A 26,488-nucleotide genomic window follows, 5' to 3' on the forward strand; every position below is an offset into this window, starting at 1 on the left:
ATGGCTGTGCACGTCACACGCTGTCCCCATTGCCACACCACCTTTCGGGTGCGCGATGAGCATTTAAGCATTGCCAAAGGAGCAGTGCGCTGTGGCTCGTGCTTGCAAGTATTTAAGGCACCGGATTACTTCGTCGATGAGTCAGAAGTCGCGGCACCCGCGCCATCCACATCGCCACAGGCAGCGTCGAAGCCCAACGACGACGACATCGGCTTGATCTATGACGACATGGACAATGCCGCGGACAGTTCGGACGATGATGACGATTTCGGCCTGATTCATGACGACATGGAGCTCGACGAGGAAGACGACGAGGAAATTCCGGATCGCATCACCGATGACCCACTGTCTGACCTAGGCCTAAAAGAAGACACTCACCATAAAAAGAAACGGGTTGAGCGTGACGCCCTGATCGTCGATGACGCTTTTGTAAACTTTAATATTGCCGCCGAAGAGAACGACAGCAAAAACAGCAAAAGCGACGAGGCTTGGGCAGATGAGCTACTGATCGAAGATCAGGAAATCACCCTAGAGGACCTTGATCGCGGTGATGAGTTTAGCAAGCCGTTCTTCAGCGATGCTGGTGAGCCCGAAGATGATCCACAACAGCGTCCTGATCGCAACGACGGCATGACTCTGGGCAAAAACGACCTAGCCACTGAAACTCTGGAGCTGATCCCACCCGCCGCGCAACTGCGCATTAACGATGAACCGCTGCAGTTCTCTCAGCCGCGCCAACGCCGCCAGTTAGCTTGGGGATGGTTGCTCGGTAGCTTGCTGATGCTGTTACTGGCCGCCGCGCAAACGGCGTATTTTCGCTTCGATGATTGGTCACGCCAGCCACAGTGGCGCCCATGGTATGGTAAAGCCTGCAAGGCCATCGGCTGCGAGCTGCCCGCCATTCAGAATTTGGCCCGTATGACCACCCAGCACTTGGTGGTGCGCGCCCATCCCAAACTGGAAGGCGCACTGGTTGTCGACACATTAATCAATAACCTAGCCGATTACCCTCAACCTTTCCCTGACCTGGCGTTGGTGTTCCGCGATCTGAACGACAACCTGATCGCCAGCCGAGCGTTTTCACCACAGGAATATTTATCCGGTGAACTGGCTGGCCGGCGCGATATGCCGGTACGCACGCCTATTCATATCGCCTTGGAAATCGTGGACCCTGGCCCGAAAGCCGTGAGCTACGCCATTGAGCTGCTGCCCAATCAGCGGCCTTGAGTCAAGCCTTTTCGTGCACAAAAAACCAGCAATTGCCCCTTTATTCGCTGAGGGGTTGTGAGTATCATGTCGCGACTTTTTCGTCGCACATTTTTTGACCAAACGTAATCTGAACGTATGCCTGATATTGGCCCGTACACGCTGCCCAATCCCGTGATTCTGGCCCCCATGGCAGGAGTCACGGATCGCCCTTTCCGCCAACTGTGTCGTCAACTCGGCGCTGGCTTGGTGGTGGGTGAAATGGTGTCAGCAGATCCGAGCTTGCGCCACACACGCAAGTCTCAGTTGCGCCTGGATCATAGCGGAGAACCTGAGCCCATCGCGGTTCAGATTGTTGGCGGTGACCCGGAGATCTTGGCCAGCAGCGCGCGCTTTAATGCCAGCAATGGCGCTCAGATTATCGACATCAATATGGGTTGCCCGGCCAAAAAGGTCTGTAACAAGGCTGCCGGCTCGGCGTTACTAAAAGATGAAGCCCTGGTTAAAGACATATTGCAGGCCGTGGTCGAAGCCGTGGATGTGCCAGTGTCACTGAAAATCCGTACTGGCTGGTCGCCTGACCACCGCAATGCCCCGCGCATTGCAGAAATGGCGCAGGCAGCCGGCATAGTGTCCCTGGCCGTACATGGTCGAACTCGGGCCTGCGGTTATAAAAATACGGTTGAGTACGACACCATTCGTACCGTTAAGCAAACGGTTGATATTCCGGTGTTTGCCAATGGTGACATTACCAGCGCTCGCAAAGCGGCGGAGGTGATGCACTACACTGGCGCCGACGGTGTATTGATTGGCCGTGCTGCTCAAGGGCGGCCGTGGATTTTCCGAGAAGTGGCGCATTACTTGGCCACGGGTGAAGAACTGACAGCGCCGGACTTAACCGAAATAGAAAATATTCTCACCGCTCACATGGTCGCGTTGTATCAGTTTTATGGCGACTTCATGGGTGTACGCATCGCCCGCAAGCACGTCGGTTGGTATTTGCAGGAGCATGACCAAGCAAAGGCGTTCCGCAAAGCCTTTAACTCGCTGGAGAGCACCGAGCAGCAGCTTGAGGCCGTTGCGTCTTTTTTCAGGGACACAGTAAGACGAAAGGGGATGGCAGCATGAACACCGAATCTATTGAAAGGAAGGTTGACACCGTGACCGACTCAGCAGATATGAAAAATCATCTGCGTGCTCCTCTGGAGCCCACTCATACTTTGCGTGACAGCGTGGAAAAAGCGCTGCAAAACTACTTTGACCACCTCGATGGCCAGCCCGTTGTCGACCTGTACGACATGGTCCTGTCCGAAGTGGAAGCCCCACTGTTGGAAACGGTGATGAAGTACACCCGCGATAATCAGACCAAAGCCTCTGTGGTATTGGGGCTGAATCGCGGCACGCTGCGTAAAAAGCTCAAACAGTACGGAATGCTGTAACCTCGATTACCTCAAGCGGCCCTAGGCCGCTTTTTCGTTTTTAGCTTTCAAAAAACTGACTGAATGAACAAGATGACCACTATCACCCCCGTTCGTCGCGCTTTAATCAGTGTCTCTGACAAAACAGGCATTGTTGAGTTTGCCCAAGCCCTGCACCAGCTGGGCGTAGAAATCCTGTCTACTGGCGGCACCTATAAACTGCTGCTGGAAAACCAGGTGCCGGCTATCGAAGTGTCGGATTACACCGGCTTCCCTGAAATGATGGATGGCCGAGTAAAAACCCTGCATCCGAAAATTCACGGTGGCGTATTAGGCCGCCGCGGGCAAGACGATGCCGTCATGAGCGAGCACGAGATTCAGCCCATCGACTTAGTGGTCGTCAACCTCTACCCCTTTGCTGCCACGGTGGCGCGCCCAGATTGTGACTTGGCTCTGGCAATTGAAAACATCGATATCGGTGGCCCGACCATGGTGCGCTCGGCCGCCAAAAACCACGCTCATGTGGGCATCGTCGTTAACGCCGGTGATTACCAACAGGTGTTGACTGAGCTGCAACAACAGCAAGGCTTGAGTCACAAAACTCGCTTTGATTTGGCACTGAAGGCGTTTGAGCACACGGCGGCTTACGACGGCATGATTGCCAACTACCTAGGCACCATTGACCAGAGCGCTGAGCAACTCAGCGTTGACCAACGCCACGACTTCCCGCGCACCTTTAACAGCCAGTTCGTTAAAGCCCAAGACATGCGCTACGGTGAAAACCCACATCAAAACGCGGCGTTTTATGTCGAGGCCAATCCGCAAGAAGCCTCCATTGCTACCGCCAAGCAACTGCAAGGCAAAGCGCTGTCGTACAACAACGTCGCCGACACCGACGCCGCCCTAGAGTGCGTTAAGTCCTTCACCAAGCCGGCTTGTGTGATCGTCAAACACGCCAACCCGTGCGGTGTCGCCGTGGTGCCCGACGCTGATGGCGGCATTCGCGCCGCCTACGAGCTGGCCTTTGCCACCGACAGTGAATCTGCCTTTGGCGGCATCATCGCTTTCAACCGTGAGCTGGATGCCGATACCGCCAAGGCCATCGTTGACCGTCAGTTCGTGGAAGTGATCATCGCGCCCAGTGTGAGCCCAGAAGCCGTTGACGTGGTCGCCGCCAAGAAAAACGTGCGCTTGCTGGCATGCGGCCAGTGGGACACAGTGCGCAGCGCCGGTCTGGATTACAAACGTGTGAATGGTGGCTTGCTGGTGCAAGATCGCGACAATGGCATGATTCGCACGGAAGACCTGCAAGTGGTGACTCAACGAGCGCCTACCGAAGCGGAAATCAACGATCTGGTGTTCGCCTGGAAAGTGGCCAAGTTTGTTAAATCCAATGCCATTGTGTACGCCAAAAATCGCCAAACCGTCGGCGTGGGCGCCGGCCAAATGAGCCGCGTGAACTCCGCTCGCATTGCCGCCATCAAGGCCGAGCACGCCGGCTTAGCCGTAGAAGGTGCGGTGATGGCGTCGGATGCCTTCTTCCCCTTCCGTGACGGCATCGACAATGCGGCCCAAGCCGGCATTAAAGCCATCATTCAGCCCGGCGGCTCGATCCGTGACGACGAAGTCATTAAGGCAGCCGATGAAGCTGGCATCGCCATGGTGTTCACCGGCATGCGCCACTTCCGCCATTAAGCACAATGCGGCTGCTTGCAGTCGCTTGAACTGATGACCAGGCACGCTAGGTGCCTGACGGCAACATCGCGGGCTGCGCCCGCTTCTGCACACAGGAATGCAACATGAAGGTATTAGTGATTGGCTCGGGTGGCCGTGAACACGCTCTGGCATGGAAAGCTCTGCAATCTCCCTTAGTCGACAAAGTGTTTGTCGCACCCGGCAATGCGGGCACCGCCAAAGAAGCCGGCATGGAAAATATCGCCATCGACGTGATGAATTTTGATGCCCTGCAACAATTTGCCCAAGATAACGACATCGGCCTCACCATCGTTGGCCCAGAGGCACCGCTGGTCGACGGCTTGGTGGATCAGTTCCAGCAGGCCGGCTTGAAAATTTTCGGCCCCTCCAAAGGTGCTGCTCAGCTGGAAGGCTCGAAAGCCTTCACCAAGGATTTCCTGGCTCGCCAGCAAATTCCAACGGCGGAGTACCAGAACTTTCATGAAGTGGAGCCAGCCTTGGCTTACTTGCGTGAAAAAGGCGCGCCGATCGTCGTTAAAGCCGATGGTCTGGCCGCCGGCAAAGGGGTCATCGTTGCCGAAACCCTGCAACAAGCTGAAGATGCGGTCAAAGACATGCTGTCTGGCAATGCCTTTGGTGATGCTGGCTGTCGCGTCGTGATTGAAGAGTTCCTGAGCGGGGAAGAAGCCTCGTTTATCGTCATGGTCGATGGCAAAAACATCCTGCCGATGGCCACCAGCCAAGATCACAAGCGTGTCGGCGATGGCGATACCGGCCCCAACACCGGCGGCATGGGCGCTTATTCACCGGCCCCTGTGGTCACACCTGAAATCAATGAGCGCATCATGCGCGAAGTCATCGTGCCGACCGTGGAAGGCATGGCCGCCGAAGGCAACGACTACACCGGCTTTTTGTACGCCGGCTTGATGATTGACAGTGATGGCGCTCCTAAGGTGATTGAGTACAACTGCCGCTTTGGCGACCCAGAAACTCAACCCATTATGCTGCGCATGCAATCCGACTTAGTCGCGCACTGCCTGGCGGCCTTAGACGGCAAGCTCGATGGCGAGCAAGCGCAGTGGGACCCACGCGCTTCATTAGGCGTGGTGTTGGCCGCCGGCGGCTACCCAGAAAGCTACCGCAAAGGCGATGTGATTCGTCTGCCCGAACAAGACGGGCACGAACGCAAAATCTTTCATGCCGGCACGGCACTGAACGAGCAAGGCGAAGTGGTCACCGCCGGTGGACGTGTGTTATGCGCGACCGCACTGGGCAACAGCGTCGCCGAAGCGCAGCAGCATGCCTACGAGCTGGCGGCGCAAATCGAGTGGCAAGATGCGTTTTATCGTCGTGACATTGGCTATCGCGCGGTTGCACGCGAGCGGTCATAATAGGCACGTTTTCATGTAATGACGAAAGGAGCCATCAGGGATGAAGTCGATTCGATGCCTGCTGCTAAGCATTTTGCTAATGGCGTCGCCCCCGCTCTGGGCCATGAGCCCGGTGCTGCTTCCGGATGGCTCTTTTGACTTTGCCATTACCCAATACGTGGCGGTGTATGAGGATAAAACCGCTCGCTTAGGCGTTGAGCGCATGCTGACCCGAGAACAGCAACTGCGCTTTACTCCCAGCCACAGCCAGACGCTGAAGTTTGGTGTCTCAGATTCCGTTTTCTGGCTGCGATTAAGCATTACTAACCCTTATAACAATGCTCGGCAAGCCGTTATCAGCCTCTCCAACAGCCGCCTCGAGCAAGTTCGCTTATTTGATATCACCGAAGACTCACTGCGGCAGGTATTGGCGCATCAACAACCGGGAAAGCTGCGCGGCGGCTTTCAGCAAGCCTATCCATTTCGCATTGAGCTGAAGCCTAAAACCACCCACAGCTATTTGATTCGCCTAAGCTCAGATTCCGTTTTCAACTCTGGCATTCGCCTTAGCAGCTTGGATCACTTTCTCTCCAACGAACAAGCACAGTTTTGGACCCTAGGTTTGGTGCTGGGTTGGATTCTGGCCACCATGGCCTATTTTGCACACCTCGCTTGGCGCCAGCGCTTACCCTTGGCTGGCTGGGGCATGACTTACTGTTTGGCAATGGCAGGCTATCTGATTGCCTGGAGCAGCCTAGGTGCCGTGTTGCAGCCGTTACCCAACTGGCTGCGCGAACAGTTAGCACTGACTTGCCTGCCGCTGGCGGCCATCGCCTTTAACTTGGCCATCCACAGCTTATCTTGGGCTAAGTCGCGGATTCGTAGCGGCTTGCTGACCATGTCGGGCATTCAATTTGCTATCGCCATCATTGCCTTGTTCAGCGATGGTTTCAGTGATCTGCTGGTAACGGTGGCAGTCACGGTAAACTACTTGGTACTGGCGGTCTGGTTGCTGTTTAGCCATTGCCAACAGCCCATGGCGCAGCGCCCTTTGCAGTGGGCCGCCAGCTTGGCGGGTATCGGGCTACTCATTTCATTGCTCAGTGACTTAAACCTGCTGCAGCTGGATGTGTTTACCGACTGGGCCACTCTACTGCTGCCAATGGTCATGGTGGTCGGCTTGGTCTTAGCCAGTATGCAAATCAGCCGTCCACGTCAACGTGACGTCATTATGTCCGCCGCCGCCCCTTGGCTGACACCCGATCTACTCAACCAGGTCAGTCACGAGCTGCGCAGCCCGATCAATGGCGTGATGGGGATGAGCGAGCTGCTAGCGGACTCACCGTTAAGCGCCAGCCAGCGTGAGTGTTTAGATACCATCAAGATAGCCGGTCAAGATTTGTCGCATGTAACGCAACAACTCTCCGACTTAGCACGCATTTACAATCAGCAGCTTGAGCTAGAGCGAAAAGCATTTGCGGTCAGCGAGCTGATGGAGCAGACGCTGGTATTTTGTCAGCAGCAATCACAGCAAAAACAGATCGAGCTGTTACTCGACATCAGCAGCGAGCTTCCTGCCCGCTACATTGGTGATCAACAACGCCTAATAGCTATTTTATATGCGCTGGTCAACCACACCCTTGGGTATGCGGAGTTTGGCGAGCTGACCTTGCGCGCACAGCCCTTTCAACAAGATGGTCAGCACGGTCTGCACATACAGTTATCGTTAAATGGCAACCTCAGTAAACACGACGAATTTCGCAACGTACTGCGCCAGCTGCAACCGCAGCGAGGCAGTGATCAAGGCCTGAGCGGGCGCCACTGGGATTTGCTGGTATGCCGGCACTTACTGCTAAAAATGCAGGCACAAATGACGGTTGAGTGCATTAACCATCAAGGCGCCAGTGTCGATGTGTATTTACCACTGACCGCAGAACAGCAGCTACAACAGGAGCAAGCACAACCCCCAGAGCTAAGCCTTGAGGGCCGACGTATTCTGGTGGTCGATGATAACGCCACCTTGCGTACGGTATTAGAGAAGCATTTGCGCCGTTGGAATGCCCAAGTCTGGGTCAGCCATAGTGGTCCAGAAGCACTGGCCCAACTACGCAGCCAGGTCAGCCGCGGCGAAGCCATTGATACCGTCATTACCGATCAAGACATGCCTGCCATGACCGGCATTCAGCTGGCGCTGCGCATCGAAAAGGACGGTGAAATAAACCCCAAGCCCAAACTGATGATGCTCACGGGTATGGTCACTGCTTCGGTCAAGCGTGAAGCGTTGGATACCGGCATTCGTCATGTTGTTGCTAAGCCAGTCACGGCCGATAAGCTGCGTCACAGCTTACAAGAATTAGAGCACTAACCCGCCATCACCGCTCGCTCTTGGGCCCACTCACGCAACTGCAGCAGCGGCTCGGCCATGGTGACGGACAATGGCCGTGTGCGCATAATTTCGCGCATTAAAATATCTGTGTGCAGGCTTTGCTCATCGCTGGCGTGCCAAGCAGATACCACCGCTTGCTCAAGCTCCGCCCCAGAAAAACCCTCGCTCATGGCCGCCAACGCTTCTAGGTCGAACAAGCTGCTGTCTAGCCCGCGTTTTTGCAGATGAATGGCGAGGATCTTTTGCCGCACCTCGATATTGGGTAAGTCGACGAAAAACAACTCATCCAAGCGGCCTTTGCGCAGCAACTCAGGTGGCAAGGCATGGATATTATTCGCCGTCGCCACCACAAACACCCGCGACTTATGCTCTGCCAGCCAGGTCAGCAATGTGCCCAGCACACGCTGGCTGACACCGCCATCACTGCCATCTTGACCCAAACCTTTTTCGATCTCGTCGATCCACACCACACACGGTGACATGGCTTCGGCCAGCTGCAATGATTCCCGCAATTGGCGCTCGGTTTCACCGATGAACTTGTTGTACAGCGTGGCGAAGTCTAGGCGCAGCAAAGGCACTCCCCAACTGCCAGCCACCGCTTTCGCTGCCAAGCTTTTACCACCACCTTGAATGCCAAATAGCATCATGCCTTTTGGGCGCAAGTCATCGCCAGCCTCCAAAAACGCGCGATGACGTTGGTCTAACCAGTGTTTCAACTGGTTTAATCCGGCCACTTCGGCGAAGCGTGCGGTATCGAACTCGTATTGCATGACGCCGTCCATGTCCATCAGTTCGAGCTTGGCCTTGCTGATCGCCGGAACGTCCTCTTCGGTGAGCGCACCGTCGTCGATGATGGCACCACGCACCAAGTGACGCGCATCCGATAGGGTTAACCCACGCAGATTAGCGACCAAGCGATTGAGAATTTCAGGGTCGGCTTTAACCTTGCGACCATGCTGGTTCGCATACAAACGAGCTTCTTCTCTGACCAAGGCCAGCAGCTGCTCTTCATCGGGTAAATGCAGTGAAAAGTAGGCCGCCATGCGCTTGAGTTCGTCTGGCAACTGCACCCTGTGGCTTAGCAGCACCAGTGTTTTGCCGAAGCGCTTGTGTTGCAGGGCGATGTCTTTCAGCAGGCGAACCACCATGGCTTCATGCAAGTAAGGGTGTAAATCGCACAACACGTACAAACCGCCTTGCTCGCGTTGCTTGATCGCTTTTAGGGCAGCGTCGGGCTGTTGGGTGTCGGTCTCGCCACCAATGTCTTCGCCAAAGCCCAGCCGGCGTAGGCCATCGGTTAGCGTCCATTGCTGTAAGCCAAGACCGCGCTGAATCGCCAGGCGGGTAAGGATCTCTAGGGCTCTGGGCTCTTCGTGGGTTTCAATGACCAACAGCGGTAACTGTCGATCCAACATCAGCCCAAGGTCACGAATATCCTGCATACTTCTTCCTACGCCCAAGTATTTACACGGGTTACTATACCTGATGCACATCATGCAGACAGACCGACATTACCGTAAAATAGGCGCCACTCTCACTTTTGGAGGCCTGTCATGAGCCTGAACGCCACCTCTTCATCACCGCGCCGCCTATCACTGCTAGATAAGCTCATCAGTAATGCCGATCAGGCCCTGCGAACTCTGGTGCCCGGAGCTGCCAGTGAACACCGACCATCGCCGGCTCAGCAACGTCCTCACGCTGAGCTCAACGATGAAGAAAAGCGCCACGCCGCCGGCTTAATGCGCATTAACCACACAGGTGAAGTGTGCGCCCAGGCGCTGTATCAAGGACAAGCACTGACGGCCAAGCTACCAGAAGTGCGTGATGCGATGGAAGAAGCCGCGCGTGAAGAGGTGGATCACTTGGTCTGGTGTGAAAAGCGCATTCATGAGCTCGGCAGTCACACCAGCCGCCTAAACCCGCTGTTTTATGGCTTGTCGTTCGGCATTGGCGCCGTTGCTGGCAAAATCAGCGATAAAGTCAGCCTAGGCTTTGTTGCCGCCACCGAAGAGCAAGTGTGCCGGCACCTCAGTGCTCACATGACCTCGCTGCCAACTCAGGATGAAAAAAGCAAAGCTGTGCTACTGCAAATGTTGGAAGACGAAGCCAAACACGCCACCACCGCACTCGATGCAGGCGGCGCTCGCTTCCCACTGCCGGTCAAGTTGGCCATGACCGGGCTGTCTAAAGTCATGACCAAAACCACCTACCGTATCTAGGGCATTTTTTTGCTGGAGCTGGCTAGAGCGGACATCGAACGATTCACAGGTGCCCCAGCCCCAGTGCAGCTGACTCGCGCTGGTGCAATCTTATGCACCAGTGTGGCTCAGAACACGGCCTTATATCGCCGCCCCCATGCTAGATGGATTTCTGTTATTCCAGGCAAAGCCGATGCAACCGCATTAGGCTGAGTAAGCAATCTTTTCAGAGCCACAGTGCTCGCTTTCTGTTTTAAAGGTTGTGTGTTGTCAGGAGTCACTATGTCCCATCACCGTCACAACTGGTTAGATCGAGTTCGGCGCTTTTACCGGCTGCCTGAACATCAGCCCGAATACCAATGGATGCACAGCCGCACCTATCAGCGTCGGCGCGAACAGGTTAAAACCGGCTGGATCATTGCCGGATTACTCATGCTGGGCTTAGGAAGCATCGGCGCAGTGCTTATCATTGCTGCTTTCGCGACTTTTATGTCACTGGCCTTTTTAGAGTACGACCAATAAAAAAGCCGCCGCTGCTAGCGCAACGGCGGCTTTTCATTCTGCATCAGTGCTGAGGCTTATAGGCTCAGTACTTTTTCTCCACGAGCAATGCCGGAAACGCCAGAACGAACGGTTTCTAATACACAGCCTTCTCCAATGGCATCGATAAAGGCTTCGATTTTGTCCGTCGCACCGGTCAGTTGAATGGTGTACACACTAGACGTGACGTCCACAATTTGACCGCGGAAGATATCAACAGTGCGCTTAATCTCCGCCCGCTGTGCACCTACCGCTTTCACCTTAATCAGCATCAGTTCACGCTCAATATGAGCACCTTCAGACAAGTCCACCAACTTGACCACCTCAATCAGCTTATTGAGCTGCTTGGTGATTTGCTCAATTTTGCGGTCATCTCCCGTGGTAGTCATGGTCAGACGTGACAGTGTTTCGTCTTCCGTCGGGGCCACGGTTAAGGTCTCAATGTTGTAGCCACGCTGAGCAAACAACCCCACCACCCGCGACAACGCACCGGGCTCGTTTTCCATCAGGATTGAAATGATATGTCTCATGATCAGGTACGCTCCGTCTTGCTTAGCCACATGTCACGCATGGAGCCCATCGGCACCTGCATGGGATAAACGTGTTCTTCTTCGTCGACAGCAACATCGAGGAACACCAGACGGTTTTTGTACTTAACAAAGGCATCATCTAACGCTTGCTGTAGGTTTGCGCGCTCTGTTACCTGAATGCCAACGTGACCATAGGCTTCAACCAACTTAATAAAGTCGGGCAGTGACTCCATATAAGAATGCGAGTGGCGGCCCTCATAGTTCATGTCTTGCCACTGACGCACCATGCCCAGTGAGCCGTTGTTGAGACACAGAATTTTGACCGGAATGCCATACTGCAAACAGGTCGATAACTCCTGAATGTTCATCTGAATCGAGCCTTCGCCGGTGACACAGACCACCATGTCATCGGGGAAGCTCATCTTGATACCCATAGCCGCCGGGAAGCCAAAACCCATGGTGCCCAAGCCACCTGAGTTGATCCAGCGATTAGGTTTATCAAACTTGTAATATTGAGCAGCAAACATCTGGTGCTGGCCCACATCCGAGGTGACGTAAGCATCGCCTTTGGTGGCTTGCCACAAGGCTTCCACCACTTCTTGCGGCTTCATCTTGCCGTTTTCATTGATCTGGTAGCGCATACCATGGCGCTGGCGCCATTCGTTGATTTGCTTCCACCATGAGTCGATCGCGGCCTCATCTGGCGTCGTGTCGGCTTCATCCAACAGCGACATCATTTCATCCACGACGCTACCGACTGGGCCAACAATCGGCACATCAACCACGATGGTTTTGGAAATAGAAGACGGATCCACATCCACATGGATCAGCTTGGCATCTGGGCAAAATTTATCGGTAGCGTTGGTGACGCGGTCGTCAAAGCGCGCACCGATACAGAGAATGACATCGGCATGGTGCATGGCCATGTTGGCTTCATAAGTGCCGTGCATGCCCAACATACCAAGGAAGCGCTCACCCGTGCCAGGATACGCGCCCAACCCCATTAAGGTATTGGTGCAAGGGAAGTTCAAGCGATCGACCAAGGCTCGCAATTTATCGGAGCTGCCATCAATAATAACGCCACCACCACTGTAAATGACCGGACGCTTGGCACCTAACAGCAGGTCGACCGCTTTTTTGATCTGACCCGAATGGCCACGCTGTGGCGGTGTATAGGAGCGCAACTTCACCTTTTTGGGGAACTTATACTCAAAGCGCTCGTTAGGCATGGTCATGTCTTTCGGCACATCAATGACCACAGGCCCAGGGCGGCCAGTGCTGGCAATATAGAACGCTTTAGCCACCAGCTCGGGAATTTCTTCCGGGTGCTTAACCGCAAAACTGTGCTTCACAATCGGACGCGACACACCCAGCATGTCGGTTTCCTGAAACGCATCGTCGCCCACCAGATGGCTCATCACCTGGCCAGAAATCACCACCATCGGAATGGAGTCTGTGAAAGCGGTCGCGATACCGGTAATGGTATTGGTAGCTCCCGGACCTGATGTCACCATCACCACACCTGGCTTTCCCGTCGCACGGGCATAGCCATCAGCCATATGAGCAGCGGCTTGCTCGTGACGGACCAGTACGTGTTTGACGGCACTTTGTTTGTAGACGGCATCGTACACATGCAGCAACGAGCCGCCTGGGTATCCATAGATGTATTCAACGCCTGAATCCTGCAGGGCGCGAACTAACATTTCTCCGCCGGAAAGTAATTCCACCGTACTATCCTCTCTAACATGCTCTAAAACAGAGCAGCAAATTAATAACTATGCGAAATGAGCCATGTACAACGAAGCTCAGGGCTGGATGATTAACTTTTAGTTGCTCATCAGTACCCGCCTCTGATCCAGACTGCGGGACTGAACTGGGTCGGAGGATAACCGCACCAGGGGCCGTCATTGCATCACCGGTACCCAAGGGTGGCTGGGCGACTGCCGGTAAACAAAGGCTCTGCAAGTTTATCATTACGCATAGCTGTGTCTACCTTCAATGCGCCGTAACACCTTGACAAATCATAGGGTTTTTCAGAATCTCTGCGCGTTTACCAAAAACCAGTCACACTGCGCAGAACGCCTGCACTGGAGTCCCTATACTGAACCTTAACTCAAGCCATCTCCGCCAAATCACTGCGAGGACGTAATATGACCAAGATATTTTTAAGCCTGTCGATGTTGATGGCATTATGGCTACCAGCACATATGGTGCTGGCCGAGAAGATTTATCGCTGGGTCGATGAAAATGGCCAAGTGCACTTTAGCTCGCAGCCACGCAGGGGAGTTGATCAAGATCGCTATGATGTGCGTATTGATAGAGTCGAGCCGCCTGCCGAACAAACAGAAACAGAAACAGATTCAAACGAGACACCACAGCAAGAAACCGCTGCAACGTCGGGTGTCGATGATGCTCAGGCCAAAGAGCTGTGTGACAACGCCCGTCGGGTCAAAGATTTGATATCAACCAATTTCAGCCGCCGCTACCGTCAGGAAGATGGCTCAGTGCGCCCCCTGACTGACGAAGAGCGCAAATCGAAGCTCGAGACAGCCAATCAACGCATTAAAGATTACTGTCGCTAAGCCAAATCAAACTCGCCAGGCGTCCGGTCCGCGCCTGGCGCCGGTAGGAATAAAAACGCTCATCACTGTAGGTGCATAGCGCTAAGTTAAATACCCGCTCAACACCCAGCTGTAACAAACGCTGTTTTGCTATGCCTGCGAGGTCCGCCAGCCAGCGTCCGTCTTTCCCCGGCGTTAGCAACGTCTCATCCCGAGTGCCCAAGCGCTCTGCAACTTCGGGCCCGATTTCAAATGCCGATTGGCCAATCCCAGGCCCAATGCATGCTTGAACACAGCCTGGGTCACGAAAGTGCGCTAACGAGCGCTCAAGGATACCGTTTACCAGACCACGCCAACCGGCATGCACCGCCGCTACCTGTTCGCCATCGGTAAGCAAAATGGGCAAGCAATCGGCGGTGAGTACCGCACATGCCAGCCCCAATTGCCGCGTCACCGATGCATCCGCCGGCAACGTTACTGCACCACCACAGGCTTCGGCTACATCTGTGCTGTGCGTTTGCTGCAACCATTGCACGGCACGCACCGCTGGCAAACGTTGTAGTAAGCGGCGGCGGTTATGCGCCACAGCGACCGCATCATCGCCAACATGCTGTGCCAGATTCAAACGCTGATAGTCAGCCTGAGATTGTCCCCAGCCGGCAGTGGCCGTGGTGATGCACATACCCACGTGAGGGTAATCAGCAAACTTTGGCCAGATCAGACCATCTGCGGCATGAATCATGATGGATCAGCGCGCCTGCGCATCGGCATCGAGCACTTCCAGCAGGTGCTCAAAGTCTTCTGGCAGCTCGCTGTGCCACTCCATATAGTCGCCAGAGACCGGATGAATCAGTCCGAGCTGCCTGGCGTGCAGCGCTTGACGCGGAAACGTTGCCAGCAGCTCGCGCAGCTCAGCGCCAACACCTTTGGTTAAACGCGTGCGCGCCGCATACGTGGCATCCCCCACCAAGGCGTGACCGATATGTGCCATGTGCACGCGAATCTGGTGGGTACGACCAGTTTCCAGTTTGCAGCGGATGTAAGTGTGAGCCGGAAACTTATGCAGCACTCGATAGTGGGTGATCGCCTCTTTGCCCGTTGGGCTGACGGTCATTTTGGTGCGCTGAGTGCCGTGGCGACCAATCGGTTCATCTACTTTGCCGCCACCGGTCATATGGCCCTGCACCACGGCTTCATACTCACGCCCCATGCTGCGATCCTGCAGCTGAGCCACCAGTTGATTCTGAGCATTAAGCGTTTTTGCCACCACCATTAAACCACTGGTGTCTTTATCCAGCCGGTGCACAATGCCAGCACGGGGAATATTGATCAGCTCTGGGCAATGGTGCAGCAAACCGTTCAGCAAGGTACCGGTATGATTGCCCGCTGCTGGGTGAACCACCAGTCCTACCGGTTTGTTCAGCACCAAGATATCGTCATCTTCGTAAACAATATCTAACGGAATGTTTTCCGCCTGCCAGTCGCCTTCGGCTTCGAGTGCGGCTTCCAGTACTAGCATTTCACCACCGACCAGTTTGTCGCGGCCGCGCCATTGGGTACCATCGACGCTCAGTTCACCGCTTTTGATCCACTGTTGCAAACGCGAACGTGAGAACTCTGGAAACAGGGCCGCGGCGGCCTGATCCAGACGTTTGTTGCCCCATTCTGCGGGAACCTGGACTTGCTGTGATATCTGTTGCGACATAATGAATGTGTGACCTGACTGCCTGGACGAATGGGCTGTGGTTGGGAGGACCCGACGACTGTGTTTAAATACGCAATCGTTAAGTATACCGACTATCAGGAAATCACTCCATGAACGCCCGTTGGCTGCTGCTTGTTTTGGCTCTGGCTATCAGTGCCTGCTCTAACTCCCCTGTATCTTCCCAGCAAAAAACCGAGCGCCAGTATTATCAGGAAGCGCGCGAAGCTCTCGACGAGGACAATTTCCTGGTGGCCATGGAGCGTTTGCGCCAGCTGGAATCGCGTTACCCCTTTGGCCAGTACGCCGAGCAGGCCCAGCTTGACATGATGTACTCGCACTTCATGACCGCCGACATGGAGTCCGTTCTGACCGCCAGCGAACGCTTTATTCGTCTGCACCCGCTGCATTCTCAGGTTGACTATGCCTATTACATGCGCGGCCTCGCCACCTATGAGTTAGGTTTTTCTTTGGTCGAGCGCTATTTGTCAGACGACATTGCGCGCCGTGACCCCACCGCCCTGCGCGATGCCTTTGAGCACTTTTCAGAATTGCTCATTCGCTTTCCAGATAGCCCGTACACCGCCGATGCCCGCGCCCGCATGGAATTTATTCGCCAGCGCTTGGCATCCTACGAAGTTGAAGTAGCACGTTATTATATGAAGCGTCATGCCTTTGTTGCCGCTGCCAACCGCTGTCAGCAAGTATTGTTGCGCTATCAGAACACACCGGCGGTGGCCGATGCCTTAGCAGTAATGGTGGAGGCGTACGAAGAACTGAACATGGCGGATGAACGTCAACAGACCTTAGCGCTACTTAAGCTCAACCATCCGCAACATCCACAATTGCAAGATGGCGATTTCGTTAGCAGCGAACTGGCAAAAGCTGATCGTGGCTCGGTATTAAATGTCATCACCTTTGGCTTGCTGGACTGAGGCCTTCCTGCCCTCTGCTGGCTTCTATACTCTCAACAGGCCATAGGAGCCAAGCATGTCTACTAACTCCCGCTACACCGCCCTTGTGTTCGCCGCGTTGATGTCGCTGATGATGGCAGGCGTCGTGTCGGCCGTGGTCACTGCGGTTAACTCCGGCATTGATGCCGGCTTCGTTAAACGCTGGCTCTCAAGCTATATCGTCGCCTGGCCAGTGGCCTTTACTGTGTTGCTCAGCCTGCGCAGCCGGGTGGCTCGCATCGCCGCCCGGCTGACTGGCGATAATTAAACACCCGCTCGCCAACCTTGGGTAATGGGATAGCGCCGATCACGCCCAAATCCGCGCTGACTGACCCGCACCCCCACCGGTGCTTGACGGCGCTTATATTCGTTAACATCCACCAAACGAGTAATACGCTTTACAACCTCGGCATCGAACCCTGCCTGGGCGATGGTATCGGCGCTTTCATCAAACTCAATGTAGCGCTGTAAAATCTCGTCCAGCTCGTCGTACGGCGGCAAGCTGTCTTCGTCGACCTGATCGGGCGCCAATTCCGCCGACGGTGGCCGGGTGATGACTCGCTCAGGAATCACTGGGCTAAGTTGGTTGCGATAACGTGCCAGCTTAAAAACGTCGGTTTTGTAGACGTCCTTTAACGCGCCGTAACCGCCCGCCATATCCCCGTACAAGGTGGCGTAACCCACCGCCATTTCGCTCTTATTGCCCGTGGTCAGCACCATCGCACCGGTTTTATTCGACAACGCCATGAGCAGCACACCACGGCAGCGCGATTGCAGATTCTCTTCTGTGGTGTCTACTTGAGTGCCGGCAAACGAGGGCGCTAGGGCCTGCATAAATTCGCGATACATAGGCTCGATGGAGATGGAGTCATATTCCACCCCCATGGTCTGTGCTTGCCGCTCCGCATCGCTTTTGCTCATATCGGAGGTATAGGTAAACGGCATCATCACCGCCTTAACGCGCTCAGCGCCCAAGGCATCCACCGCAATCGCCAGGGTCAGGGCCGAGTCAATGCCCCCAGACAACCCCAGCACCACGCCAGGAAAGCGGTTTTTATTCACGTAATCACGTACGCCCAGCACCAATGCGCTGTATAACTCACTTAAAGCATCATCATCAGGCGCCAGTGGGCGAGATTCAGGCGTACTCAGCACGCTGCCATCCCAGCTCAGCTGCGCTTGCTGCTCACTCCAACCGGGTAATTGCACAATGCGCTCACCGCGGGCGTCCATGGCAAAGGAGTGACCATCGAACACCAGCTCATCTTGGCCGCCGACCTGATTCACGTACAAAATGGGTAACTGATGGCGCTGACAATGGCCCGCCACCAACTGCTGACGCTCACCGCGCTTGTTTTGGTGAAAGGGCGAAGCATTCAAATTCAAGATAAGCTCGGCTCCGGCTTGAGCACAGGCATCTACCGAGCTGGCGTGCCATATGTCTTCGCACACGGTTAAGCCAAGACGGTGGCCTTTAAAGGTCACCACACAGGCGTCATTGCCAGCGGTAAAGTAGCGTTTTTCATCGAACACCTGATAGTTCGGCAACTGCTGCTTAAAGTACAAGCCCTGACATTCACCTTGCCACCAAAGCGCTGCGGCATTGTAGAGTTGTCCGGCATGACGCCATGGATAGCCCAACACAATGGCAATATCATGGCTGGCAGCCGCGATTTGTTTTAACGCCGCTTCAACCCGCAGCTGCAGGCTTGGGCGCAGCAATAAATCCTCCGGCGGGTAGCCGGTCAGCGCCAGCTCGCTGCACACCAGCAACTCAACCCCGTTGGCCGCCGCAGCAGACGCCGCTGAGATGATGCGCTCAGCATTGCCGTCGATGTCGCCGACATGGAAATTTATCTGAGCCATTTGAATGGTAAGTGACTGTGCCATGCCGTCGGGGTACCCTCTGCCGCTGATACGAATGAAAGAAGGCGCGTATTGTCAGGAAATTATCCCCAAGGCGCAAACCAATCATTAGGGCTTTTTATGTTGGCCAGACTGCTGCAACGTTTCTCTTTATCACCGCAAATGATTGTGCGTGGCAACCGCCTACTGCGCTTGTACAGTTACTATTCGTTGTTTTTGGCGCTGCTGCTCACTGTCATCGACAGCTTGGATCAGACCAGTGCTATCTTGGGCCGCCACCTACCAGATGTTTTTCTGGTGACGGTCTCTGTGTACGTCATGGTCGCCAGTATTTTTGTGGTGATCGCCAACCGTGGGCCCAATATCGAAATCGCCACGGCCTATGTTTTTATCGAAACAGCCATTCTGGCACTGCTGATGCACAGCAGCGGCACCATGACGGGTGGCTTCTCCAGTTTGATTTTGGTCGCCGTGGTGGTCGCCAACTTATTAGTGCCGGGGTTATTTGGCTATGCCGTTGCCGCCTGGACCACCCTGGCTGTGCTGTTTTTTCAGCATGTGTGGCCGCAAAGCTATGACGCCTCAGAGGTGATCGAGTCCGGTATTTATGGCTTTTTGTGCTTTCTGTTGGCCGGCGTTACCCAAGCCCTCTCCGCCCGCCTCAACAGCGCCCTCGACTTGGCCACCAATCAAGCGCAACGCATACGGCGCCTGCAAAAACTGAGTCAGGAAGCCCTATTCAGCCTGCCGGACGGCGTAATTGCCTGCGACCAGCGTCAACAGGTACTGTTTTTTAACGCCGCGGCAGCCCAGTTTTTTCCTCTGCAGCAAGACCATCCTCTGCCGCCAGAGTTGCTCGCTCTGCAAGATGGCGACAACATCGACCGCAGTGAACAGCCGCTCAAACTGAGGCGTCTGCCACTGGGCGACAGTGGCGATGCCCTATTGTTACTCGAGGACGCTCGTCGCCTAGCGGCGGAAGCACAGCAGGTCAAACTGGCCTCCCTCGGGCGTTTAACCGCCAGCATTGCTCATGAAGTCAGAAACCCTTTGAGCGCCATGCGCCAGGCAGCTCAGTTGCTGGCCGAAACCCCCTATCTGGAGCCACCTGAGCGCAAACTGACGGACATTATCGAACAGCACTGCATGCGCATTAACCGCACCGTCGAAGACATCTTGCAACTGTCGCGTCGCCGCCCACCGGCCATTGAAGAGTTGCGTTTGCTGCCTTGGTTAGAGCACTTTAAACAGCAGTTCTGCAGCGCCCCAGAAGCCGAGCAATGTGATCTGGTTATTCGTTGTGAGCAATCGCTTCTGATAGCCTTCGACCCCGGCCATTTGCAGCAAATTCTGCATAACTTATGTGCCAATGGCCTGCGCTATGCCAGCCAGCGAGCGGCGGAAGGCGGCGATGCTCCTAAACTGATGTTGGTGGCACGCCAAGTAACGGAAGTGCATGCCGAGCTGGATGTGATTGACAATGGCGGCGGCGTGGCGCCAGAGCAGCGACCTCACCTGTTTGAACCCTTTTACACCACGGAACATAATGGTACGGGGCTGGGGCTGTATTTGTGCCGCGAGCTGTGTGAAGCGAATCACGCCAGCATTTACTATCAGCCTCAGCCCGATGGCAGCTGTTTTCGCCTGAGCCTGCAAACCCGACTGACGAGTTTTCAATGAACCAATATTCCGCGCTGATTATCGATGACGAACCAGACATTCGCGAACTGATCGCCCTGACTCTGGAGCGTATGGAGCTGGATTGCTACCAAGCCGGCAGCGTCAGCGAAGCCGTCGAAGCGCTGCAACAACGGCCATACCACTTCTGCATTACCGACATGAAGTTGCCAGACGGAAATGGCATGGAGCTGGTACAGCTGTGCCACTCGCGCTACCCAGACATGCCCGTCGCCATGATTACCGCCCACGGCAATATGGAACTGGCCATTGATGCCTTAAAAGCCGGCGCCTTCGACTTTGTCGCCAAACCCATCGATACCCAGCGCTTGCGCGATCTGGTCAAAGCGGCCCTCAAACTGACTCAGGTCGTCATCTCACAGAATACGCCAGACGAAGCTTTACTGGGCGACTCGCAGCGCATGGCCGATCTAAAAGACGCCATTCGCAAAGTTGCACGTACCCAAGCACCGGTATTTGTGCATGGCGAATCGGGTACCGGTAAGGAGCTGGTGGCGCGTATGATTCATCACCTTAGCCCGCGAGCCCAAGGGCCCTTCATCGCGGTTAACTGTGGTGCCATTCCAGCGGATTTGATGGAAAGCGAGTTCTTTGGCCACACCAAAGGCAGCTTTACCGGTGCCAGCCATGACAAACCTGGCCTGTTCCGAGCTGCAGATGGCGGCACTTTATTTCTCGATGAAGTCGCGGATTTGCCGCTTGAAATGCAAGCTAAGTTGCTGCGCGTGATTCAAGAAAAGGCGGTACGCAAGGTCGGCGAAGAACATGAGCAGCCAGTGGACGTGCGCATCGTCAGCGCCAGTCACCACGACCTGGAAAAACGCGTTAGCGACCAGCGCTTCCGCCAGGATCTCTATTTCCGCCTAAACGTCATTCACCTAGGCGTGCCGCGTTTGGCAGAGCGCAGTGAAGACATTCCACGCCTTGCACGACACTTTTTAAGTAAATACGCCCGTGAATGGGGCATGCCCAATGTTGAACTCACACCGGCGGCGCTGCAAACGCTGCAGCACTACCCCTTCCCCGGCAATGTGCGCGAACTGGAAAACATTTTACAACGCGCCTTTACCATGGCCGAAGACGAATACATTCAGGCAGATGACCTCCAACTGCCCAAATCGACTACCCCGGAGCCGAGCCAGACTGATGACACACCTAACAACCCAGATGCTCCCATCATTACCAACAATTTGGAGCAATACTTAGAGAACATCGAACGCCGCGCCATTACCCAAGCGCTAGAAGAAACCCGCTGGAACAAAACCGCCGCCGCTGAAAAGCTGGGCATTAGCTTTCGTGCCTTGCGGTATCGGTGTAAGAAGCTAGGGATCGACTAACGTCTATCTACAACAAAGGACGTTGATGCCTCACATGCCACCAGATAAGCATCCAGCCATTTCATAAATGACAGGTTGTTCCACCTTGTGACCACAGAAAATCAACCCTGCTTCTGACAGAAAAAAAACGTCGTCGAGACTAATTTTGTTCCTCAAACGCTACAAAGAGGTAGACGTAATGGACAACTCTCGTCATGCAGGGATGACTCTGACAGAGCTCATCACAGCTCTCTTGGTTGTTTCCACTCTGTCTGCAATCGCATTGCCCGCGCTGGATGATTTTTTCAAGCGGCAGCTAGCACTTTCAGAAGTTACAGCACTTAGGCAGTTGGTCTACCAAGCTCGCGGACACGCCATCACCAGCGGCGTGCCGGCAGTGCTGTGTCCTATATCGGCAAATGAATGCTCGACCAACTGGTCCGAAGGCAAGATCACACTATTTGAAGACCTCGACCGAAATCGTAAGATCGATCCAAACGACAAAGTTTTGACTCATTTCCAATTGCAACAAGCAAACAGAGTGAAACTGGATTTTCCGCGATCGGCCATCGTCTTCTATCCAAGCGGATTTGCCCAAGGTTTTACAGGTTCGCTACTTTACTGCCGCAGTACTGAACCGCCCATCACGATGTCTTTGATTATTTCAAGAGTGGGGAGAGTACGCCACGGGACGGACAGCAATAACGACGGCATTCTAGAGTCTGCCACAGGTAAAAATGCCCCCTGCCCATCGGCATAAGCCCTGCGGCACCACTCAGGGCCCAGCCAACTCCGTTTATCTGGAGCTTCACAACAATAGACACCGAACAGTTATGTTAGTCATCGCAGAGACCTTATCGGGAACAGACAATGACGACACAACGTGGATCCGCACTTATCCTTAGTTTGGTGATCCTAACTGCCATCACATTGGGCGCATTGGTGGCGATGGAAAGATCCAGCTTGCAGCTAAAGATGGTCAACAACCTTCAACACTCCCAAGATGTTGAGAACAGTGTCAAAGGTACTTTGACTTATGTCTATGACGCGCTTGAACGCGATGAGAAAGTACAAAAACAGTTGCTGGTCGCCGTCAACACCGCAGAATCTGCGGCAGTGGAGGGTGGCAAAACCCTCGGTGAGTCTAAGTTCAAGTTGTTTGAGCTAAAACAAACAGGCGCCACGACCCCAATATTAACAGCACCTAAGTTTACCAGCCCTGTTTTGGATGCTCAGCCCACTACTGTCGTTCGTTCTATTCCCACGCCGCTGGGCTACGATGATTTTCTCAAAGGTAAAAAGGGCTGCGGTGCAGGCTGTGACTTATCACTGTACGCCTCTGCCAGCTCTGCGAGCGGTAGGGGGGGGGTGCTATCTAGCACCCAAGAAATCGGCTTGCAACGCATTATCCCGTCCACCTGAGTGAGACTTGAAGGAGATTAAGTAATGAAACTTTATTGGCTAACACTGGTAGCACTCGGGCTGGCACACAACAGCCTAGTCATGGCTGACGATACCGAGATTTTCCGGCCAGACAACATCAAACGCATTCCACCCAATGTTGTGTTTGTTATCGACACTTCGGGCAGTATGTCATGGCGAGAAAAAAGTAATAAAAAACCAAAGTCTGGAGAAAAAACTCGACTTCGTGTTGTCCAAGACTCTGCCATCACCGCCATCAATCAAATTTCTCCAGATAAGCCGATCAACATTGCCATCATGCGCTTTCATGATGCCAAAAACAAAGGCAGCCAAGGTGGCTATGTGGTTGAGCCGCTGGCATCGACCGGTGATTCTGATGATAAAGCCCGAATTATTAGCGCCATTAACGGGCTGACAGCGGGCAATGGCACACCTTTAGTCGAAACCACCCTCGAAGCCATTAATTATTTAACCGGTCGTGATGTTGTCTGGGGGAAACGGCAATCAGGAGGATCAAGCTATAATCAGGTATATACTTCTGGTTATCGAAGCGGTGATGACTTTCCAATATATTCTTATAAAAAAATATACAAAAAATACGGCAGCCCTAGCTCAATCACATCAGGAAATAAATACATTCACCCCGTAACCGCCACCTGCCAGAAACAACACGTTGTGGTCTTCACTGATGGCAATCCGTCTAACGATACGGACAGCAACTCGACCATCAAAGATTTATTTAAGGCTACGCCAGGTAGCAATAAAAATGCTGCAGGGCTATCAAGCACATGCGGCAGCGGAGGTGATTCTTACTGTGGTGAAGAGCTCGCTTACTGGGCTTTCAATACCGATTTTTTTGATGATGCAAGCATCACAGGAAAAACGGGGGATGCAAACACCATCAAGCAAAATATTAAGATCCATACCGTAGGCGGCTTTGCGGTTGGCCAAGCCGGTAAAGACCTGCTAAAAAATATGGCCATTCAAGGCGGCACGAAAGAAAGCCTTAATGCCAGTAATGAAGCCGAGCTGGTTACAGCGCTGCAAAACATCTTTGACAGCATATCGAATGAAGGCAGCAGTTTTGCTGCGCCGGTCGTTTCGGTTAACAACGTCAGCTCCCTTGAGCACCGCTCAGATGTGTATTACACCCTATTTGAACCATCGGCCAGCAGCCCAGCCTGGGCAGGCAATATCAAACGCTATCGTTTGTCGCCTTCGGGGGAGATCTATGACTCTAAAAATAGCTTAGCGGTAGATAAAGAAACTGGCTTTTTTAGTGAAACCGCCCACAGCTACTGGTCTACTGCTGCTGATGGCCAACAAGTTACCAGCGGCGGTTTGTCAAACCGCCTAACCAGCAACCGACCCGTTTATACTAGCCTGACAAAAACCGGCGAATCAAAATCTTCATTTATTAATTCTGGCAACCGGGTTACTGAGACAAATAAAAAAATAACAGCAGACCTCCTGGGGGTCACTAATAACAATCGCCGAATAAAAGCACTAAAATGGGCTCGAGGTATTGAAGTTATTGATGGTAAAGAGCAAAAACGCACCGTTCTGGCGGATTCATTGCACGGCACTCCGTTTGTATTGGAATACCAGAGCGCTAGTGGTACCCAAGATGTGTTGTACAGCACCAATAACGCTGGCTACTTACATGCTTTTGACCCCAGCGTGAATAATCCAAAAGAATTCTGGTCCTTTATTCCCAAAGAGTTACTGCCTAACTTGCCTGTATTTGCAGAACAACGTTGGAGCGACGGTACTGCTAGTAACAGAAAGATTTACGGATTAGACGGCCCCATGTCGGTTTATCATGATGACAAAGATCGAGATGGCAGAATTGATAGCGGCGAAACTGCTTACTTGACCGTCGCGATGCGTCGTGGAGGCCACGCATATTATATTTTTGATGTTAGCAACTATCAGCAACCCAAGTTGGCCAAGGTCATTAGCAACACCGGTGACTTCTCTGAACTGGGACAGACTTGGTCTCCCATGCGTCTCGCCTATGTTGACTGGAACAGTAAAAAAGTCCCCGTATTCATTTTTGGTGGTGGCTACGATCCTTTGGAAGACGACATCGGCTCACGTGGCAGCCGAATTGAAAGCTCTGTAGGTAATGCCATTTACATGATAGCCGCAAACGATGAAGCTACCGGTACGGCCTTCGAGCTGCTCTGGAAAGCGACAAAAGCCGCTGGTACCAAAGGACTTTCCCTTGACAATATGACCTCCAGCATTGTCAGTGAAATCACGCCAGTAGATATGGACGGTGATGGCAGCAGTGACTTACTGTACGCCACGGATGTGGGTGGCAGACTATGGCGTATTGACTTCACCAAAGGTAATAGCGCTAGTAAATATGCGAAGGGCGGCGTGTTGTTTGATGCCAACCTAACTAAAAGTGACACATTCGATGCAAATTACGAACGCTTCTTTGCTAAGCCCGATGTTGTGTACACCAACTATGGCTATGTTGAGTCGGTGGATCCTAACGACAGCACAAACGTCCAGTACCTGAAACGTCCACGCTACCAAATCACCATAGGTTCAGGTTATCGCCCAGGCCCGCTATCAACTGCGACCACAGATCGTATTTTTGTTATCAACGACTATGATCATTCAAATCCGCCTAAAGACTTTAACTACGCCAACCATAAGCTCTTCCAACTGGCGGACTACCACACGTATGCTTCTGCCAGCGCAGAACAGCGCGAAAACGGTTACTACTACACACTCAAAGGAACCGGTGAGAAAGTATTGTCTAACACGCTCACTGTAAGCGACACTATATACGCCACCACTTTCCGCCCTTCCTCTGGCAATATTGAAGCAGGCTGTCAGCCAGACCTGGGGCAAAGTCGGCTGATCATATTAAAACCGAACCTGAATCTGAAACCCGAAGACGGCATGAAACCCGAGGAAGACAGCATTGAGAATGTTGGCTCCACCATTCCGCCCGAGCCTAAACTGGTATTCCCGCCGGACAAACCCGATGGCACCAATGAAGGGCCAAAGGTTGTCGTAGGCTTAAATGTCTTCGATGTTGAAGGCGGTCTAAACATTCTTCAACGCACCTTCTGGCGGGAAGCAGACCCTGCAGAAGTAATGCCGAAGGCGACTCCCTAATGAAAAGCGTTAAAGGTATGACTTTACTTGAACTCATGGCCGTTCTGGGCGTTCTGGGGGTGCTGCTGGCCACAGCAGTACCCTATATTAGCGGCATGAACCAAAGCCAACTCGCAGATCGTCTTTATCGCGAGCTGGAAAATGATCTTCGCTATGCCCGTAATTACTCAGTCACCAACGGCATTAGTGTCATGCTTGAGCCACGCTCAGGCTGGGAGAAAGGCTGGCGCGTAATGGGGGACGATGGCACCGGAAACCTGACCGATGAACTTAGAGCCACCAATGTCGAAAGCAAGGGCCATATATCAAGCACAGATTTTAGTCACTCAAAACCAATAGTGTTCTCGGCTAGGGGCAGAGCCAATAAAAGTGGGGAAATTAAAATCGATGTAACAGGGTGTCGCGGTACACGAGTTCGCACTCTGTTTATCAATCGTATTGGTCAGGTTATTTTGAAGGGAGAAAGCGTATGCAAATGAGCAGACTGAG

Annotated in this window: 23 protein-coding genes; 17 read left to right on the forward strand and 6 right to left on the reverse strand. The window is 53.7% G+C overall.

Features of this window, described 5'->3' with window-relative positions; all coding sequences use genetic code 11:
* The 6 genes from IE090_RS09345 to IE090_RS09370 all read left to right on the forward strand — a co-directional run bounded on the left by IE090_RS09345 (position 1) and on the right by IE090_RS09370 (position 8,054).
* Positions 1 to 1,227, forward strand: a complete 1,227-nt coding sequence (locus tag IE090_RS09345) for a DUF3426 domain-containing protein (protein ID WP_189388104.1) — start codon at positions 1 to 3, stop codon at positions 1,225 to 1,227.
* A 117-nt stretch (positions 1,228 to 1,344) separates the two neighbouring features.
* A complete protein-coding gene (gene dusB / locus IE090_RS09350) occupies positions 1,345 to 2,334 on the forward strand; it encodes a tRNA dihydrouridine synthase DusB (protein ID WP_189388105.1) in 990 nt (329 codons plus the stop codon).
* Between the two features lie 50 nt (positions 2,335 to 2,384).
* The gene (gene fis, locus IE090_RS09355) at positions 2,385 to 2,645 is read left to right on the forward strand and encodes a DNA-binding transcriptional regulator Fis (protein ID WP_094062035.1); all 261 of its coding nucleotides are present in this window, start codon (positions 2,385 to 2,387) and stop codon (positions 2,643 to 2,645) included.
* 72 nt (positions 2,646 to 2,717) lie between these two features.
* Positions 2,718 to 4,319, forward strand: coding sequence for a bifunctional phosphoribosylaminoimidazolecarboxamide formyltransferase/IMP cyclohydrolase (gene purH, locus IE090_RS09360; RefSeq protein ID WP_229815649.1), 1,602 nt, complete (start codon positions 2,718 to 2,720; stop codon positions 4,317 to 4,319).
* Positions 4,320 to 4,423: 104 nt separating this feature from the next.
* A complete protein-coding gene (purD, locus tag IE090_RS09365) occupies positions 4,424 to 5,710 on the forward strand; it encodes a phosphoribosylamine--glycine ligase (protein ID WP_189388108.1) in 1,287 nt (428 codons plus the stop codon).
* A 40-nt stretch (positions 5,711 to 5,750) separates the two neighbouring features.
* Positions 5,751 to 8,054 carry a 7TM-DISM domain-containing protein gene (locus tag IE090_RS09370; protein ID WP_189388109.1) on the forward strand — a complete coding sequence of 768 codons (2,304 nt, stop codon included), beginning with the start codon at positions 5,751 to 5,753 and terminating at the stop codon, positions 8,052 to 8,054.
* On the opposite strand, the gene IE090_RS09375 is transcribed toward IE090_RS09370, so the two are convergent.
* Positions 8,051 to 9,517, reverse strand: a complete 1,467-nt coding sequence (locus tag IE090_RS09375) for a Ycf46 family AAA ATPase (protein WP_189388110.1) — start codon at positions 9,515 to 9,517, stop codon at positions 8,051 to 8,053. The genes IE090_RS09370 and IE090_RS09375 overlap by 4 nt on opposite strands.
* A 111-nt stretch (positions 9,518 to 9,628) precedes the next feature.
* Here IE090_RS09375 and coq7 point away from each other — a divergent pair, with 111 nt between their 5' ends.
* Together coq7 and IE090_RS09385 are read left to right on the forward strand one after the other, a co-directional pair.
* Entirely contained in the window at positions 9,629 to 10,294 is a 666-nt protein-coding gene (gene coq7 / locus IE090_RS09380; protein WP_189388111.1) for a 2-polyprenyl-3-methyl-6-methoxy-1,4-benzoquinone monooxygenase, read from the forward strand.
* A 261-nt stretch (positions 10,295 to 10,555) separates the two neighbouring features.
* Complete coding sequence (locus tag IE090_RS09385; RefSeq protein WP_189388112.1) at positions 10,556 to 10,795, forward strand: hypothetical protein; 240 nt, start codon at positions 10,556 to 10,558, stop codon at positions 10,793 to 10,795.
* Positions 10,796 to 10,851: 56 nt separating this feature from the next.
* Here IE090_RS09385 and ilvN read toward each other — a convergent pair whose 3' ends face one another.
* Together ilvN and IE090_RS09395 are read right to left on the reverse strand one after the other, a co-directional pair.
* Entirely contained in the window at positions 10,852 to 11,343 is a 492-nt protein-coding gene (gene ilvN, locus IE090_RS09390) for an acetolactate synthase small subunit (protein ID WP_189388113.1), read from the reverse strand.
* A gap of 2 nt (positions 11,344 to 11,345) precedes the next feature.
* Positions 11,346 to 13,070, reverse strand: coding sequence for an acetolactate synthase 3 large subunit (locus IE090_RS09395; RefSeq protein WP_189388114.1), 1,725 nt, complete (start codon positions 13,068 to 13,070; stop codon positions 11,346 to 11,348).
* Between the two features lie 423 nt (positions 13,071 to 13,493).
* On the opposite strand from IE090_RS09395, the gene IE090_RS09400 reads away from it, so the two are divergent.
* Positions 13,494 to 13,925 carry a DUF4124 domain-containing protein gene (locus IE090_RS09400; RefSeq protein WP_189388115.1) on the forward strand — a complete coding sequence of 144 codons (432 nt, stop codon included), beginning with the start codon at positions 13,494 to 13,496 and terminating at the stop codon, positions 13,923 to 13,925.
* Here the strand turns inward: IE090_RS09400 and pgeF are convergent.
* Both pgeF and rluD read right to left on the reverse strand, forming a co-directional pair.
* Positions 13,906 to 14,646, reverse strand: a complete 741-nt coding sequence (pgeF, locus tag IE090_RS09405; RefSeq protein ID WP_189388116.1) for a peptidoglycan editing factor PgeF — start codon at positions 14,644 to 14,646, stop codon at positions 13,906 to 13,908. The two genes, IE090_RS09400 and pgeF, sit on opposite strands and share 20 nt — an antisense overlap.
* A 6-nt stretch (positions 14,647 to 14,652) precedes the next feature.
* A complete protein-coding gene (rluD, locus tag IE090_RS09410) occupies positions 14,653 to 15,609 on the reverse strand; it encodes a 23S rRNA pseudouridine(1911/1915/1917) synthase RluD (RefSeq protein WP_189388117.1) in 957 nt (318 codons plus the stop codon).
* Between the two features lie 110 nt (positions 15,610 to 15,719).
* Between rluD and IE090_RS09415 the strand changes: the two genes are divergently transcribed.
* Together IE090_RS09415 and IE090_RS09420 are read left to right on the forward strand one after the other, a co-directional pair.
* Positions 15,720 to 16,541 carry an outer membrane protein assembly factor BamD gene (locus IE090_RS09415; RefSeq protein WP_189388118.1) on the forward strand — a complete coding sequence of 274 codons (822 nt, stop codon included), beginning with the start codon at positions 15,720 to 15,722 and terminating at the stop codon, positions 16,539 to 16,541.
* 55 nt (positions 16,542 to 16,596) lie between these two features.
* On the forward strand, positions 16,597 to 16,827 hold the full coding sequence (locus IE090_RS09420; RefSeq protein WP_189388119.1) for a DUF2798 domain-containing protein: 231 nt from the start codon (positions 16,597 to 16,599) through the stop codon (positions 16,825 to 16,827).
* Here the strand turns inward: IE090_RS09420 and IE090_RS09425 are convergent.
* Positions 16,824 to 18,449 (reverse strand): NAD+ synthase, encoded by a 1,626-nt coding sequence (locus tag IE090_RS09425; RefSeq protein ID WP_189388120.1) that lies wholly within the window; start codon positions 18,447 to 18,449, stop codon positions 16,824 to 16,826. The two genes, IE090_RS09420 and IE090_RS09425, sit on opposite strands and share 4 nt — an antisense overlap.
* Before the next feature lie 96 nt (positions 18,450 to 18,545).
* On the opposite strand from IE090_RS09425, the gene IE090_RS09430 reads away from it, so the two are divergent.
* The 6 genes from IE090_RS09430 to IE090_RS09455 all read left to right on the forward strand — a co-directional run bounded on the left by IE090_RS09430 (position 18,546) and on the right by IE090_RS09455 (position 26,478).
* Positions 18,546 to 20,105: a sensor histidine kinase gene (locus IE090_RS09430; protein ID WP_189388121.1), complete on the forward strand. Its 1,560-nt coding sequence runs from the start codon at positions 18,546 to 18,548 to the stop codon at positions 20,103 to 20,105.
* Positions 20,102 to 21,460, forward strand: coding sequence for a sigma-54-dependent transcriptional regulator (locus IE090_RS09435; RefSeq protein WP_189388122.1), 1,359 nt, complete (start codon positions 20,102 to 20,104; stop codon positions 21,458 to 21,460). Before IE090_RS09430 ends, IE090_RS09435 begins: the two co-directional genes overlap by 4 nt.
* Positions 21,461 to 21,638: 178 nt before the next feature.
* Entirely contained in the window at positions 21,639 to 22,199 is a 561-nt protein-coding gene (locus IE090_RS09440; protein ID WP_189388123.1) for a GspH/FimT family pseudopilin, read from the forward strand.
* Positions 22,200 to 22,309: 110 nt separating this feature from the next.
* The gene (locus tag IE090_RS09445; protein ID WP_189388124.1) at positions 22,310 to 22,861 is read left to right on the forward strand and encodes a pilus assembly PilX family protein; all 552 of its coding nucleotides are present in this window, start codon (positions 22,310 to 22,312) and stop codon (positions 22,859 to 22,861) included.
* A 24-nt stretch (positions 22,862 to 22,885) separates the two neighbouring features.
* Positions 22,886 to 25,999, forward strand: a complete 3,114-nt coding sequence (locus tag IE090_RS09450; RefSeq protein WP_189388125.1) for a PilC/PilY family type IV pilus protein — start codon at positions 22,886 to 22,888, stop codon at positions 25,997 to 25,999.
* Positions 25,999 to 26,478, forward strand: a complete 480-nt coding sequence (locus IE090_RS09455) for a GspH/FimT family pseudopilin (protein WP_189388126.1) — start codon at positions 25,999 to 26,001, stop codon at positions 26,476 to 26,478. Before IE090_RS09450 ends, IE090_RS09455 begins: the two co-directional genes overlap by 1 nt.
* Positions 26,479 to 26,488: the final 10 nt, after the last annotated feature.

The organism is Bacterioplanes sanyensis, from assembly GCF_014652515.1.
GTDB lineage: Bacteria > Pseudomonadota > Gammaproteobacteria > Pseudomonadales > Oceanobacteraceae > Bacterioplanes > Bacterioplanes sanyensis.